General features: G+C 51.3%; 17 protein-coding genes. 4 read left to right on the top strand and 13 right to left on the bottom strand.

Translation table 11 applies throughout. The features are described from left to right. Positions 1-14 precede the first annotated feature (14 nt). The 6 genes from BIT28_RS04135 to zapE all read right to left on the bottom strand — a co-directional run bounded on the left by BIT28_RS04135 (position 15) and on the right by zapE (position 5,244). Positions 15-752, bottom strand: a complete 738-nt coding sequence (locus BIT28_RS04135) for a cytochrome c1 (RefSeq protein ID WP_075762372.1) — start codon at positions 750-752, stop codon at positions 15-17. Then, entirely contained in the window at positions 749-2,014 is a 1,266-nt protein-coding gene (locus BIT28_RS04140) for a cytochrome b (protein WP_075762373.1), read from the bottom strand. The genes BIT28_RS04135 and BIT28_RS04140 overlap by 4 nt, the downstream gene beginning before the upstream one ends. After that, a complete protein-coding gene (gene petA / locus BIT28_RS04145) occupies positions 2,014-2,604 on the bottom strand; it encodes a ubiquinol-cytochrome c reductase iron-sulfur subunit (RefSeq protein WP_075762374.1) in 591 nt (196 codons plus the stop codon). The genes BIT28_RS04140 and petA overlap by 1 nt, the downstream gene beginning before the upstream one ends. A 350-nt stretch (positions 2,605-2,954) precedes the next feature. Continuing rightward, positions 2,955-3,347, bottom strand: coding sequence for a 30S ribosomal protein S9 (gene rpsI / locus BIT28_RS04155; RefSeq protein WP_075762376.1), 393 nt, complete (start codon positions 3,345-3,347; stop codon positions 2,955-2,957). Between the two features lie 15 nt (positions 3,348-3,362). Further along, on the bottom strand, positions 3,363-3,791 hold the full coding sequence (rplM, locus tag BIT28_RS04160; RefSeq protein WP_075762377.1) for a 50S ribosomal protein L13: 429 nt from the start codon (positions 3,789-3,791) through the stop codon (positions 3,363-3,365). Positions 3,792-4,143: 352 nt separating this feature from the next. Beyond that, positions 4,144-5,244, bottom strand: coding sequence for a cell division protein ZapE (gene zapE, locus BIT28_RS04165; RefSeq protein ID WP_075762378.1), 1,101 nt, complete (start codon positions 5,242-5,244; stop codon positions 4,144-4,146). Positions 5,245-5,483: 239 nt separating this feature from the next. Here zapE and zapG point away from each other — a divergent pair, with 239 nt between their 5' ends. The 3 genes from zapG (at position 5,484) to degS (ending at position 8,725) form a co-directional block, all read left to right on the top strand. Then, a complete protein-coding gene (zapG, locus tag BIT28_RS04170; RefSeq protein WP_075762379.1) occupies positions 5,484-5,903 on the top strand; it encodes a Z-ring associated protein ZapG in 420 nt (139 codons plus the stop codon). Positions 5,904-6,036: 133 nt separating this feature from the next. Beyond that, entirely contained in the window at positions 6,037-7,404 is a 1,368-nt protein-coding gene (locus BIT28_RS04175; RefSeq protein ID WP_075762380.1) for a Do family serine endopeptidase, read from the top strand. A 253-nt stretch (positions 7,405-7,657) separates the two neighbouring features. Next, entirely contained in the window at positions 7,658-8,725 is a 1,068-nt protein-coding gene (gene degS, locus BIT28_RS04180) for an outer membrane-stress sensor serine endopeptidase DegS (protein ID WP_075762381.1), read from the top strand. Between the two features lie 82 nt (positions 8,726-8,807). Here the strand turns inward: degS and murA are convergent, their stop codons facing one another. Genes murA through mlaF form a run of 7 tightly spaced genes read right to left on the bottom strand, consistent with a single transcriptional unit; the run spans position 8,808 to position 13,472 of the window. Continuing rightward, positions 8,808-10,064: a UDP-N-acetylglucosamine 1-carboxyvinyltransferase gene (gene murA / locus BIT28_RS04185; protein ID WP_075762382.1), complete on the bottom strand. Its 1,257-nt coding sequence runs from the start codon at positions 10,062-10,064 to the stop codon at positions 8,808-8,810. Between the two features lie 10 nt (positions 10,065-10,074). Further along, positions 10,075-10,332, bottom strand: coding sequence for a BolA family iron metabolism protein IbaG (gene ibaG / locus BIT28_RS04190; protein WP_075762383.1), 258 nt, complete (start codon positions 10,330-10,332; stop codon positions 10,075-10,077). Positions 10,333-10,351: 19 nt separating this feature from the next. Next, on the bottom strand, positions 10,352-10,663 hold the full coding sequence (locus BIT28_RS04195; protein WP_075762384.1) for an STAS domain-containing protein: 312 nt from the start codon (positions 10,661-10,663) through the stop codon (positions 10,352-10,354). Beyond that, a complete protein-coding gene (mlaC, locus tag BIT28_RS04200; protein ID WP_075762385.1) occupies positions 10,656-11,300 on the bottom strand; it encodes a phospholipid-binding protein MlaC in 645 nt (214 codons plus the stop codon). Before mlaC ends, BIT28_RS04195 begins: the two co-directional genes overlap by 8 nt. Before the next feature lie 11 nt (positions 11,301-11,311). Next, positions 11,312-11,788: an outer membrane lipid asymmetry maintenance protein MlaD gene (gene mlaD / locus BIT28_RS04205; RefSeq protein ID WP_075762386.1), complete on the bottom strand. Its 477-nt coding sequence runs from the start codon at positions 11,786-11,788 to the stop codon at positions 11,312-11,314. A 33-nt stretch (positions 11,789-11,821) separates the two neighbouring features. Then, positions 11,822-12,604 (bottom strand): lipid asymmetry maintenance ABC transporter permease subunit MlaE, encoded by a 783-nt coding sequence (gene mlaE / locus BIT28_RS04210; protein WP_075762387.1) that lies wholly within the window; start codon positions 12,602-12,604, stop codon positions 11,822-11,824. Between the two features lie 58 nt (positions 12,605-12,662). Next, a complete protein-coding gene (gene mlaF, locus BIT28_RS04215; RefSeq protein ID WP_075762388.1) occupies positions 12,663-13,472 on the bottom strand; it encodes a phospholipid ABC transporter ATP-binding protein MlaF in 810 nt (269 codons plus the stop codon). 408 nt (positions 13,473-13,880) lie between these two features. Here mlaF and BIT28_RS04220 point away from each other — a divergent pair, with 408 nt between their 5' ends. Then, positions 13,881-14,846: a calcium/sodium antiporter gene (locus BIT28_RS04220; protein ID WP_075762389.1), complete on the top strand. Its 966-nt coding sequence runs from the start codon at positions 13,881-13,883 to the stop codon at positions 14,844-14,846. Positions 14,847-14,850 lie beyond the last annotated feature (4 nt).

Here is a 14,850-nt window from a genome sequence, read left to right on the forward strand (position 1 = left end):
ACTAGATTACCTGATCAGTGGACATCACGCCAATATTCTTTCTTCAACAGTAATGTTAGTACAAAGAATATGACCAAAAAGCCCATTACCCATAAGCCCAGATTTTGTCGTTCCAGTTTTACAGGTTCCGCAGAATACTCCAGGAAGTTAACCAGATCACGAACCGCCTCGTCATACTCTTCGGCGTTCAGCTCACCGGTTCCGTCAGACTCGATACCGATATACTCCTGTACTTCCTCACCGTCAACCAGGCGAGTTTCATACACTTTAGTCGGTACACCCTGCAGCTCTTCCAGCACATGCGGCATACCCACACTCGGGAAGACCACATTGTTGACGCCAAACGGACGGCTTGGGTCAGCATAGAAAGAACGCAGATAGGTGTAGAGCCAGTCGGTACCACGAACGCGGGCAACCAGCGTCAGGTCCGGTGCTGGCGCACCAAACGAAGCGGCGGCATATTCCTCAGGAATCGCATTGGTCATCAGGTCACCAATTTTGGCGTCCTTGTCGAAGACCATATGCTCTTTCATCAGATCAAGCGGGATACCGATATCCGTCGCCACACGCTCATAGCGCTGGTACTGCGTGGCATGACAGCCAAAGCAGTAGTTCATGAAGGTCTTGGCACCGCGCTGAAGCGAAGCCTTGTCCGACAGATCATTGTTCGCATCATCTAAATGCACGTTACCGCCAGCCGCCATCACCATTGCAGGCAGCAGAGCTAGCAGCATTACAATCAACTTCTTCATTTGAATGTCACCCTCTCTGGTAGCGGTTTGGTCGCTTCGTTTTTACTGTAGAAATACAGCAACACGAAGAACATGAAGTAACCCAGGCTGAAAATCTGCGCCAGCAGGGTATACGTTGGCGTCGCCGGCAGTGCACCCAGAATACCCAGCGCAACGAAGCTCACGGTAAACTGCGCAATATTGATCAGGTGGAACTTGCTGCGGTAACGGTAAGAACGAACCTTGCAGCGATCCAGCCATGGCAACAGGAACAGCACCACAATCGACGCACCCATCGCAACAACACCCAGTAGCTTGTCCGGTACCGCACGCAGGATGGCGTAGAACGGAGTGAAGTACCATACAGGTGCAATGTGCTCAGGTGTCTTCAGCGGGTTGGCCGCCTCAAAGTTAGGTGGCTCAAGGAAGTAACCGCCCATCTCCGGATTGAAGAACAACACGTAGCAGAAGAAGAACAGGAATACCGCGATACCGACCATGTCCTTAACCGTACCGTACGGGTGGAACGGAATCGAATCGATAATGTCGTACTTGCCGCTGTACTGCTTGTGGAACGGGAACTGAGTTTTATAGCCTTCCCCTTTGCTGCCTTTCGGTAGCTTAGTATCGATACCATCAGGGTTGTTCGAGCCCACTTCGTGCAGAGCCAGAATGTGCAACACAACCAGCAGCAGAAGAACGATAGGCAAGGCAATAACATGCAGTGCGAAGAAGCGGTTCAGTGTCGCACCCGAGATCACGTAGTCACCACGGATCCAAAGCGTCAGGTCGTCACCGATAACAGGAATAGCACCAAACAGTGAAATGATTACCTGCGCCCCCCAGTATGACATCTGTCCCCAAGGCAACAGATAGCCCATAAAGGCTTCTGCCATCAGTACCAGGAAGATCAGCATACCGAACAGCCACAGCAGCTCACGAGGCTTCTGGTAGGAACCATAGATCAAGCCGCGGAACATGTGCAGGTAGATAACGACGAAAAACGCCGAGGCGCCTGTCGAGTGCATATAACGAAGTAGCCAGCCGTATTCGACATCACGCATGATGTACTCGACGGAGGCAAATGCTCCCTCACCAGAAGGAACATAGTTCATTGTCAGCCAGATACCGGTAATAATCTGGTTAACCAGTACCAGCATGGCCAGCGAACCGAACAGATACCAGAAATTAAAGTTCTTCGGCATCGGGTATTCAGACAGATGCTTTTTGTACGCATCCATCATGGGTAAGCGTTTTTCAATCCAACCGAGTAGTGCTTCCATTAGGCTGTCTCCTCGTCTACACCGACCAGAATGGTATTGTCATCCAGGAATGTATGAGGCGGTACCACCAAGTTGAGCGGTGCTGGTACCCCCGCAAATACCCTGCCGGCCATATCAAACTTAGAGCCATGACACGGGCAGAAAAAGCCTGCTGTGACACCACTCACCTGCTCGCTAAAGCTATCAGGCAGATAGGTAGGGGAACAGCCGAGGTGCGTACAGATACCTACGGCTAAAAAGATTTCAGGTTTAACTGAACGAAATTTATTCTGGGCATACTCAGGTTGCTGCGGCTCATCTGATGACGGATCACGAAGATCACTATCATGGCCACCCAACTCTTCTAAAATTGCATCACTACGACGCACGACCCAAACCGGTTTACCGCGCCACTCGACGCGTACCATTTGGCCATCTTCCAACTTACTGATATCAACTTCAACTGGCGCACCGGCGGCTTTAGCTTTCGCGCTCGGGTTCCAAGATTTGATAAAAGGCACAGCTACAGCGACTGCACCTAAGCCTCCAACAACCGAAGTTGTCGCAGTCAGGAAGCGGCGGCGGCCGTTACTTACTGGCGCATTGCTCATCCAACATTCTCCCATGTGCTCCCGCTCTGGATTATTATTATGTCCTTTGGCGTCCCTGGAGCTTACGGCTAACTTTCAACGGAATGAAACAACAGATAGTTTGTTACATTATCAAGCTGTTGTTTATCGCGCCAAATGATAAAGAAAACCCCACTTTTTGACAAGATAAAGCTACCTTTTCGCAACAAATGTGAGAGGTATGTTCTTTTTGTTTCAAATTTACGTAGACACGAGGGAATTCAAGGGTTCAGGCGGGGAAAATGGTGGTTTTTTACAAACAAAAAAAAGCCCAACCCGAAGGTTGAGCTTTTCGTACACAGTAAACAGAATATAAATTCTGAAGCGTAATATTAACGCTTAGAGAACTGTGGACGACGACGTGCTTTACGTAGACCAACTTTCTTACGCTCAACTTTACGTGCGTCACGAGTAACGTAACCCGCTGCGCGTAGAGTAGGACGTAGAGTCTCATCGTACTCCATAAGAGCACGAGTGATACCGTGACGGATAGCACCTGACTGACCAGTGATACCACCACCTTTAACAGTGATGTATAGGTCAAGTTTTTCAGTCATTTCAACTAGCTCAAGTGGCTGACGAACAACCATGCGAGCAGTTTCACGACCGAAGTACTCATCAAGGCTACGCTTGTTGATTACGATGTTGCCAGAACCCGGTTTAATGAAAACGCGAGCAGCTGAGCTTTTGCGGCGACCAGTGCCGTAGTATTGATTCTCTGCCATTGTCATCTTCCCCAATTAGATGTCTAGTACTTTAGGCTGCTGTGCAGCGTGGTTGTGCTCTGTACCTGCATAAACTTTTAGTTTACGGTACATAGCACGGCCTAGAGGACCTTTAGGAAGCATGCCTTTAACAGCAGTTTCGATAACCATTTCTGGCTTCTTATCGATAAGCTTCTCGAAGCTGATTGACTTCAGACCACCGATGTAACCAGTGTGGTGGTGGTACATTTTGTCAGTCTTCTTAGCGCCAGTTACAGCAACTTTTTCTGCGTTGATAACTACGATGTAGTCACCAGTGTCAACGTGCGGAGTGTACTCCGGCTTGTGCTTACCACGTAGACGAGATGCGATTTCAGTTGCTAGACGGCCAAGAGTTTTACCTTCAGCGTCAACAACGTACCAGTCACGTTTTACAGTTTCTGGTTTAGCAACGAAAGTTTTCATGCTAATTCTTACCCAAAATTAAAAATTGATTCACTTATGGAACTTGCGTTCCGTCTGTTAAGAGCCCAGTCATCACCCCTTCGAGCGGTTGGTGCTCCTGGCTTTCGCCATCACAGGTACGGTGGGTCGCAAGATTATAGGGAAGGGTGGAGAAAAAATCACCTTTTTTTCAAAAAAAAATGCGTTTTTTTCTCCCGCGGCTATTCTCATCAGCTAACGGTCAGTTTTTAGCGCTTAAACTACCGACTTTTCACCAGATTTCATCCAGCAAACTCACCTAAGCCTCATAGCAATAGCAAGCCCGGCAGGTTTCGTCTATCGCGGCTCAAGCTCTGCCCATACAGGGCTGGCGCTAGGCCAGGTGCGGTTTGGCCAGGTACTCATGGCTCTGCATTTCTATCAGGCGGGAGCAGCAGCGCTTAAACTCGAACTCCAGGCGGCCATTCTGGTAAAGCTGCATCAAATCCACCTCTGCCGACATAATAAGCTTTACATTTCGCTCGTAAAACTCATCGACCATAGCGATAAAGCGCCGGGCGGCATCATCTTCCTTCTCCCCCATCCGGATCACTTCCGAGACCAGTACAGTGTGATAAATTTGGGCGATTTCCATGTAGTCATTCTGACTTCTGGCTGTCTGGCACAAGGTCCGGAAGGTAAAGTGCACAACCCCGTCAGCCTCGTGGCGGGTCGGCAGCATCCGGTTGTTGATCTCTATCTCTTTCCCCTGGCTTCTTGGTTCGACACTCAACTGGGTGAAATACTGCGCGATGTTCTTTTCCGCCTGGGCATCGAGCGGATAATGGTAGATTTCGGCCTGCTCAAGCGTTCTCAGGCGGTAATCCACGCCGGAGTCGACATTGACGATATCGCAATGTTGCTCGATTAATGCTATCGCCGGCAAAAAACGCGCCCGCTGCAGACCATTGCGATAGAGCTGATCCGGCGGGATATTCGACGTCGCCACCAGCGTGATGCCGCGACGGAACAATGCCTCGAACAGGGTGCCCAGAATCATGGCATCAGTAATGTCTGAAACAAAAAACTCATCGAAGCAAATAATATCGGTCTCGGCCTTGAAGCGATCAGCCACGGTTTCCAGCGGATCTGACTGTGCCGACAGTTGCTGCATCTCCTGGTGTACCCGATGCATAAAACGATGGAAATGGACCCGCATTTTGCGATCAGTCGGCAAACACTCATAAAAGGTATCAACTAAATAGGTCTTGCCCCGCCCGACTCCTCCCCAGAAGTAGATCCCCTTCACCGGTGTAACACTGGTTTCTTTGTCCCGCTTGAATAGCCGTTGCACCAGGGAGGGCTTAGCCTGCACTCTGGGAGCCAGCATGCGGTGATAGAGTGCTTCGAGGTATGAGACCGCCATGGCCTGCGCCGGGTCGGCAATAAAGTCAGGCTGCTGGAGATCGCGTTGATATTGTTGTTGTGGAGTCATCCTTTACTGTTACCCAATTCATCCCATCTTTGGCATCAGATAGTACCATGGCAACGTTTGTGCATGTATAGTAACTATACGAAACAAATTAGTTGGCTGGCATTCAGCGCCAATTAAACAATCTGGTATACAAAGGACAGACCCGTAGGACCAGGCATGCCCAGCAAACTGGCGTGCCGCCACATTGTCTTTGACCGACATAAACAACTTGGTATTCATAAAGTCACAAGGAGTTTTTCATGGCTTGGATTTATGCGCTACTCATTTTTGCCGCAGGTGCAATTGTCGGGGCTTTTGCCGCCCGCCTGGGTAATAAGAGCCTCAAACAACAAAAAGAGCTAAAGAAAGACCTGGATAAGTCAAAATACGAGCTGGAACAGTACCGTCAGGAACTCGTTGATCATTTTGCCTGCAGCTCGGAGCTATTGGATAACATTGCCAAAGATTACAGCAAGCTCTATGAGCACATGGCAAAAACATCCAGCGAGCTAATGCCTAATCTTCCGGATCAGGACAACCCGTTTGCGCGTAGGATCAGTACGCTGGAAGCCGTCGCAGATACTGGCGACATCCAGGATCAGCCACGCGATTACGCCAACGGCGCAACAGGATTGCTGAAAGACGAACCAGAGAAAATCGAAGAACCCAAAGCGAGCTAATTCTTTTTTCTGGAACTAAACGCCGGTTTTCAAGTCAGAGCTAGTACCGCTTTCCAACATTGGTTATTGATTCTTAGATGTTTATAACTGCAATGGAATGGTACTACTACTTGTAAACCGGAGTTTAGTAATAATGAAAAAACCTTTGCTTGTATTCAGTGCACTGGCACTCGGCATCAGTTCTGTTATTACCCCTATCACGGCAACTGCTGCATTACCTCTTTCAACCAATAGCCAACAACTACCTAGCCTCGCGCCGATGCTGGAACAAGTCACACCGGCAGTTGTCAGCATTGCCGTCGAGGGCAAGCAAGTGTCCAGGCAACGTCTTCCAGAAACTTTCCGTTTCTTCTTTGGCCCTGAATTCCCCGAAGAGCAATTACGCGAACGCCCGTTCCGCGGACTGGGTTCCGGTGTGATCGTCGATGCGGACAAGGGCTACATTGTTACCAACCACCATGTCATCAACGGTGCCGACAAGATAATGGTTCAGCTCCATGACGGCAGAGAACTGTCTGCCGAGCTGATCGGCAGCGACGAGATGTCAGATATCGCGCTGCTAAAACTCGACAAGACCAAGAACCTGACCGCCATTAACCTGGCTGATTCCGACAGCCTGCGTGTGGGTGATTTTGCCGTTGCCATCGGCAACCCGTTCGGGCTGGGCCAAACCGTCACTTCGGGCATTATTTCCGCCCTTGGCCGTAGCGGACTCAATATCGAAAACTTTGAGAACTTTATTCAGACCGATGCGGCAATCAACAGCGGCAACTCGGGTGGCGCACTGGTTAACCTCAACGGTGAACTCGTCGGTATCAATACCGCCATTCTGGGTCCTAACGGTGGTAATGTCGGCATCGGTTTTGCTATTCCGGTCAATATGGTGAAAAACCTGACCGAGCAAATCATCGAGTTCGGTGAGGTCAAACGCGGCATTCTGGGTGTTCAGGGCGGCGAGCTGACATCCGAGCTGGCAGAAGCGTTTGGTTATGAAACCAACCACGGCGCCTTTATTAATCAGGTTATGCCTGACTCTGCCGCAGAAAAGGCCGGACTGAAAGCCGGTGATATCATCGTCTCGGTTAACGGCAAGCAAATCCGTACCTTCGGTGAGCTTAGAGCAAAAATCGCCACACTGGGCGCAGGCAAGAAAACAACCTTGGGTATCGTACGTGACGGCAAGGAACAAACCGTCTCGGTGGTTCTGCAGGAAGCCAGCCAGAGCAAGGTCAAAGCAGAAAACCTCCACTCCGGCCTAGCCGGCGCCGAGTTTGCCAATACGACCGCCAATGACGGTGTCAAAGGGGTGAAAGTCACCGGCATTGACGAGAAATCCCTGGCAGCACGTTACGGTCTACAAAAAGATGACATCATCCTTGGTCTCAACCGCCAGCCAATCCGCAATCTTGGCGAGCTGCGCAAGGCACTTGAACAGGAACCGAATGTCTTGGCGCTCGAGGTGAAGCGTGACAATAACATCCTGTACCTGATCATCCGCTAACACCGCATATCGGGCCAGCAATGGCCCGATTTTCCACCCTGCCGCATTACAATATATCGTCTGTAAGAAACATCTATTCACCACGCCACTTCCCCTTGAAAAGAAATACCATCACAGTACAACATCGCCAGTACCGCCGTCTAAGTGCCTGGTAGGGTTTGGTATCTAGTCGTTGTAGTGATATCCTCGTGCGAATAATTCATAGAATGCACGCTTCGTGCACAGGCACTATTTTCATTTCAAGGGAGCAAGCATGCTGGCTTTTATTCGTCGGTCCATTTTACTTGGCGTCGTGACAGCTATTGCCTTGCTCGTTGTTTTTCCAGAACTTCGCACCCAAATGATCCAACCGCCTGTTTCACTGGCTCCCGCCCCGACCGATCAACTCCAGCTATCCTATAACTTTGCGGTTCGCCGGGCCTCCCCTGCCGTCGTCAATATCTATAACCGCCGCTACAATGCCGAAGACCGACTCAAGCTAAGTACCCAGGGGCTGGGATCAGGCGTGATCATGAGCGACAAGGGGTACATAGTAACCAACTACCATGTCGTGGCCGAAGCCGATCAGGTTATTGCCGCCTTACAGGACGGCCGTATTTTTACCGCCCAGCTCATCGGTAAAGATCAGCGAACCGATCTGGCGGTTCTGAAAATCCAGGCCGAAAACCTGCCGGTTATTCCGCTGAGCCCGGATTACAAGCCTGCGGTCGGGGATGTCGTGCTGGCCATCGGTAACCCGTATAACCTGGGCCAGACGACGACCTACGGCATCATTTCAGCTACCGGACGCTCCGGCATGAGTTTCTACGGCCGCCAGGATTTTCTCCAGACCGATGCTGCGATCAATGAGGGCAACTCCGGCGGAGCACTGGTCAACACCCGTGGCGAGCTAGTCGGCATCAATACCGCCTCTTTCCAGCAGGCAACGGATATCGAAACCTACGGCATCTCCTTTGCGATCCCTTACGAGCTGACCCAGAAGATCATGAACAAGCTGATCGCCGACGGCCGGGTGATCCGCGGCTATATCGGCATTGAAGCCAGGGATATCAACCCGGTGATGGCTCGCCTGTACGATGCCGATCAGATCAGCGGGATCATTGTAATGGGCATGGATCCGAACGGTCCGGCAGCCAAGGCCGGGTTTAAAATGCAGGATATTTTGATCGAGATTGACGGAAAGAAGGTGACTGACCGGCGCAATGTTCTGGATATTGTGACCGAGCTTCGCCCCGGCAATGCCGTCGAGATGAAAGTACTGCGTAACGGCGCGCCGATAACGCTGTCTGTCGTGATTGCCGATGAGCCCAACCGGTACTAGTTTTTCTCACAACGAGTTACGGACAGCAAAAAAAAAGCCTCGCATGCGAGGCTTTTTTCCAGCAATTAAACGCTAGTAAACTCTATTCGCTGAAACGCTCAATCTTCATACCCAGCGCACTGAACTTGTCTTCAATGTGCTCGTAGCCGCGATCAATGTGATAAATTCGGTCAACAATCGTTTCGCCTTCGGCAATGCTGCCGGCAATCACCAGGCTGGCAGAGGCACGCAAGTCGGTTGCCATTACCTGGGCACCGCTAAGGCCATCGGTATCACCGCAAATAACCGTATTGCCTTCGATTTCGGCATGAGCGCCCATCCGGATCAGCTCAGGGATATGCATAAAGCGGTTTTCAAAAATCGTCTCGGTGATAATGCCCGTGCCCTTGGCAATAAGGTTCAGCAACGAAAACTGCGCCTGCATATCTGTCGGGAACCCCGGGTGCGGAGCCGTGCGGATGTTTACCGCTTTCAGCTCTCGGTCTGTCATATCCAGGCTGATCCAGTCTTCGCCGGTTTCGACAAGCGCACCCGCCTCTTCCAGCTTGGCCAGCGCCGCTTCCAACAGAGACGGCCTGGTATGACGACACATGATCTTGCCGCCGGAGACAGCCGCGGCCACCAGGAATGTGCCGGTTTCAATGCGATCGGCAACCACTTCGTGGTAACCGCCACCCAGTCGCTCGACACCTTCAATCGTAATTGTATCGGTGCCGGCACCGGTGATCTTGGCACCTAGCGTATTCAAGAAATCGGCGGTATCAACAATCTCAGGCTCGCGGGCAGCATTTTCAATGACGGTTTTACCGTCCGCCAGCGTTGCGGCAGACATAATGGTCACCGTCGCGCCGACACTGACCTTGTCCATCACGATATGCGCGCCTTTCAGGCGACCGTCTACCGATGCTTTGACATAGCCTTCTTCCAGTGCAATCTGGGCACCCAGTTGCTCAAGGCCGTGAATATGCAGGTCAACCGGACGGGCACCAATCGCACAACCACCAGGCAGAGAAACCTGCCCCTCACCAAAACGCGCCACCAATGGCCCCAGTGCCCAGATAGACGCACGCATGGTTTTAACCAGCTCGTACGGGGCACAAAACTCATTCACACCACTGGCATCAACATGCACCGAACCGTTTCGGCTTACCTTGGCGCCCAGACGACTGAGCAGCTCCATCGTGGTATCGATATCACGGAGCTTGGGTACATTGGCGACTTCAACAGGCTCTTCAGCCAGCAAAGAAGCAAACAAAATCGGTAATGCTGCATTCTTAGCACCAGAAATGGAGACTTCGCCACTTAATGGGCCACCGCCCTGGATTCGAAACTTTTGCATCATTAACCTCTTAGGACAGCGACATCAGCTTTTTATCACGCGCCCACTCTTCCGGCGTGAATGTCTTGATGCTCAGGGCGTGAATATCATTCGCCGCAATCTGTCCCATCAGCGGACCATAGATAGCCTGCTGCTTCTTAACGCGGTTCATGCCTTCAAACATGGCACCAATGGCAATCACTTCGTAGTGGCTGCCCTCGCCTTTAACAATGATTTCATCAAGTTCTAAGGCATTTTCAAGAATTTGTTTAATTTCGGAAATTTCCACAAGCTATCCTCTCTGCCACTTAGTCAATACAAGCAGCTAACATTGATTCGACATGGCTCAGGCGAAGCAAGGTAACCAGCTGTTCCGGCACGTTTAATAACGTCAGTTCACTGCCATTACTGCTGAGCTGTTGGTATATATGAAGCAACATCACCATGCCCGCCGAGTCTACCCGCGATAAAGCAGCAAGATCGAGCTTTACCCTGGCATCCTGTGGCATCCATTCATGTCTTTGCTGCCAAAAGGCTGGAACTGTGTCACGTTCCAGTGCCCCTGACAAGCAATAATACCCATTTTCCTGAGCTCGCCACTCAATCTTAGGCTTACTCATTGTTTTTGTCCTCACGGCGTATTGGTTTCGCCGCAAGTTCTTTCAAGTTCGCTGTTACTGCATCAATCCCTTCGGTGCGTAGCTGACCGCTCCATTCACTCTGTTTGGTCGAGATCATGCTGACGCCTTCGGCCACCATATCGTAGCCCTGCCACTCGTTGGTCTTCTTGTTCTTGCGCAGCTTGAAGTCCAGGCGGATCGGCGGGCGCTTGGTATCAAGAATGTCGACCCGAACCGACACAATTTTGCGACTGGCCGGCACTGACTTCGGTGACTCTATCTTGATATCCTGATCGGTATACTGAGTCAGCACCTGGGCGTAGGACGCAACCAGATAATGGGTAAAGGCGCTGACAAAGTTGTTTCTTTGCTCTGCTGTCGTCTTTTTCAGCTGTGGCCCCAGCACTTTATAAGCCGCATAGCGGGTATTGATATACGGCAGCAGCTCCTGCCGGACAATGCTGCGCAGCAATTCCGGGTTGCGCTGGATCTGATTCTTTTCCGCTTTCAGACGATCAAACGTATTCTGGGAGACCGTCTGCATCATCAGATAAGGATCCGTTCGATTTACCGTATCAGCCTGGGCAACCAGTGGAAGCGATAGCAGCATCACCAATATATATCGAAAGAGTTTCATCATATCCCCTATTACTTACTGTCACCGCCGATGCTGTACAGCACCTGGCCAATCATGTCTTCCAGAACCAGTGCCGACTTGGTGTCCTCGATCAAGTCACCGTCGCCGAGCATGTCGATATCTTCGTCAATAAACCCAGGCTCGATACCCAGATATTGCTCGCCCAGCAGCCCTGATGTAAGGATGGCAGCCGAACTGGTTTCTGGAAAGTAACCATACTTTTTCTCGATAGACAGCGTGACGACCGGAACATAGCTTTCCGTATCTAGCGTAATATCGCTGATCTTGCCGACGGTCACGCCACCGACTTTAATCGGCGAGCGAACTTTCAGGCCGCCGATATTATGGAAATGCGCTTGCAGGGTATAAGACTCATTGCCACCGATGTTCTGCACATCCGCTACTTTGAATACCAATACCAACAAGGCTGCAAATCCGGCCAGTACAAAGCTACCAACCCACAATTCTAATTTTTTTATCTGTTGCATCCGTTTATTCCCAACGTTCCGCTGATCGCTTGCTTAATTGCCAAACATCAATGCTGTCAGCACAAAATCCAATCCCAATACCGCCAGTGACGAGTTCACTACCGTGCGTGTAGTCGCCCGGCTGATCCCTTCCGATGTCGGTACCGCATCATAACCATTGAACACCGCAATCCAGGTCACGGTGATCGCAAACACGACTGACTTGATGATACTGTTGCCAATGTCATAGCCCAGCTCGACCGACGACTGCATCACCGACCAGAAGCTGCCATAGTCGATACCTTTCCAGTCAACACCAACCAGCTGCCCGCCCCAGATACCCACGGCACAAAATAGCAGCGACAGCAACGGCATCGAAATCGCACCGGCCCAGAAGCGAGGGGCAATCACCCGGCGCAACGGATCCACTGCCATCATTTCCATGCTTGATAGCTGCTCGGTTGCCTTCATCAAACCAATTTCAGCCGTCAGTGCCGAACCGGCCCGACCGGCGAACAACAGTGCCGTTACCACCGGCCCCAGCTCGCGCAATAGCGACAGGGCGACCATTTGCCCCAGGCTCGTTTCGGCACCGAAGTCAATCAGCACAATGTAGCCCTGGAGGCTCAGCACCATGCCGATAAACAGGCCGGACACCAAAATAATGGCAACCGACAGTACCCCGACCGAATACAGCTGCTTAATCAGCAGCGGCAGCATTTTCCTCGGTTGTGGTTTGCTGACCAAGGCCCCGTACAGCAACAAACTCGCACGCCCGACAGCCTGGCATTTATCGATGCCCCGCCGTCCTTGCCGTGCAACAAAATCCGCTATCATTCTTGATAATTACCTTATTCGTTATGTTATTCCTGACGTGCCCTTGCACATCACGCAATTATTCCGCCATGCCAAACAGGTCAGCGCTCAGCGCCTGAGCCGGGTAGTTGAATGGCACCGGCCCGTCGGCATAGCCATCCAGAAACTGTCGGATCCGCGGATCAGGGTTTGCCCGCAATTCGTCAGGGGTGCCCTGACCGATAACTTTGCCTCCCGATAGCAGATAGACATGATCGGCAATGCTCATGACTTCCGGAACATCATGGGACACAATGACCGAGGTGATCCCCAGCGCCTGGTTCATACTGCGGATCAGAGTAACCAGCACTCCCATGGTGATCGGATCCTGGCCGACAAACGGCTCATCGTACATGATTAAGTCGGGATCCAGGGCTATCGCCCGAGCCAGTGCGGCCCGGCGGGCCATCCCGCCCGACAGCTCATTCGGCATCAGCTGTGCCGCGCCCCGCAGGCCGACAGACTCGAGCTTTAGCAATACCAGTGTGCGCAATAAATCTTCTGGCAGATCGGTATGCTCCCTTAGCGGAAAAGCAACATTGTCAAAGACAGTCATATCCGTGAACAGCGCCCCGGACTGAAATAACATGCTCATCTTATTACGCGCCTGATACAGCTCGCTGCGGTTCAGCGTCGGTATATTCCACTTCTCAAACCACACCTCGCCGCTATCTGGCTGGATCTGTCCGCCGATGAGCCGCAGCAAGGTGGTTTTTCCTATTCCGGACGGCCCCATAATGGCCGTAACTTTTCCCTTGGGCACATCCAGAGACACATCATCAAAAATTTTGCGTTCACCACGCGAAAACGTCATATTTTTGATCGAAACTAGTGCTTCAGTCGGTTCCATAGCCATCCTGTCGGCCTATTAGGCCTTTAGTTCGCATTCCGCGCCCTCTAATTTTGGGGCGATATGGTTAATATAATTAATGATTTATACGCCAGGCATCGATCATAGGTACATTACGCAACCAACTCAAGACGCGAACTGTAAGATCTGTGCAATTTCATTGTCTCGCCATCAGTTCATAATGTGGCGCCCAACATATTGTTTTTTGTCATTGCTGGCAACACGATAAGACGCAACGCGACATTCAGTTACCTCGGACATTTTGGGTAAAGAATGGTTCAAAGTACGACAAGAACTTCTTGCTCTGCTCAATTTGTCGCGGCTTTTCCTTTCTTTTTAGTCAACGAACCGTCAAAATTGCCCCCCTAAGTTCTATATAAAATAAAGATTGACGAAAAAGGGATAAGAATGCTCGAAGCCATTGTGTTGCTCTGTATCGGTTTGACTCTACTGGTATGGAGTGCAGACCGACTCGTTTTTGGCGCCGCTGCGTTGGCAAAGAATCTCGGTGTAGCACCATTAGTCATAGGAATGACCATTCTTGCCATGGGCTCTTCGGCACCTGAAATGATGGTTTCGGCAACAGCGGCGCTTGAGGGTAAAACCGACACCGCCGTGGGTAATGTCCTGGGCTCTAACATTGCCAATATCGCGCTTATCCTTGGCCTGACAGCCCTGATTAAACCACTGGCGATCAGTTCCGGTATCATCCGCCGCGAGCTTCCCCTGATGATGGTAGTCACTCTTCTCGCTGGCGCTTTACTCTGGGATAGCCACCTCGGCTTCATCGAAGGTGTACTGCTCGTAGTGCTGTTCGTCATCTTTCTGCTGGTAATGCTAAAAATCAGCCGAAACGCCAAGGACGCCGGCGATCCGCTTGCCGATGAGCAAGAGTCGGAAATCCCGGAAGGCGTGAGCAACAAAGCCGCCTTGGTTTGGGTTGTGATCGGCCTGGTACTGCTTCCTTACGCGGCAAGCATGCTGGTCGACTCTGCCGTCACGATTGCCAAGTTCTTTGGCATGAGCGATTTGGTCATCGGTCTGACCATCATTGCAATCGGCACCAGCCTGCCAGAACTGGCCGCTTCTATCGCCAGCATCTATAAAGGCGAGGACGATATGGCCGTCGGTAATATCATCGGCTCCAACGTATTCAATATTCTTGCCGTGATGGGGATCCCAGGCCTTCTCAACCCTTCGGTGCTCAGCCCGCTGGCGATGGGGCGCGATTTTTACGTCATGCTTGGCGTATCGGTACTTCTGGTATTGATGGCGCTAGGAAAACGTCGCAGAATCAACCGAGTGGAAGGCGCTGTGCTGGTTTGCTGCTTTGTCGCCTATCAAGTCTATCTGTTTTACAATTTAGCGGCTTAACGGA

It is taken from the genome of Photobacterium proteolyticum, from assembly GCF_001939735.1.
GTDB classification, from domain to species: Bacteria; Pseudomonadota; Gammaproteobacteria; order Enterobacterales; family Vibrionaceae; genus Photobacterium; species Photobacterium proteolyticum.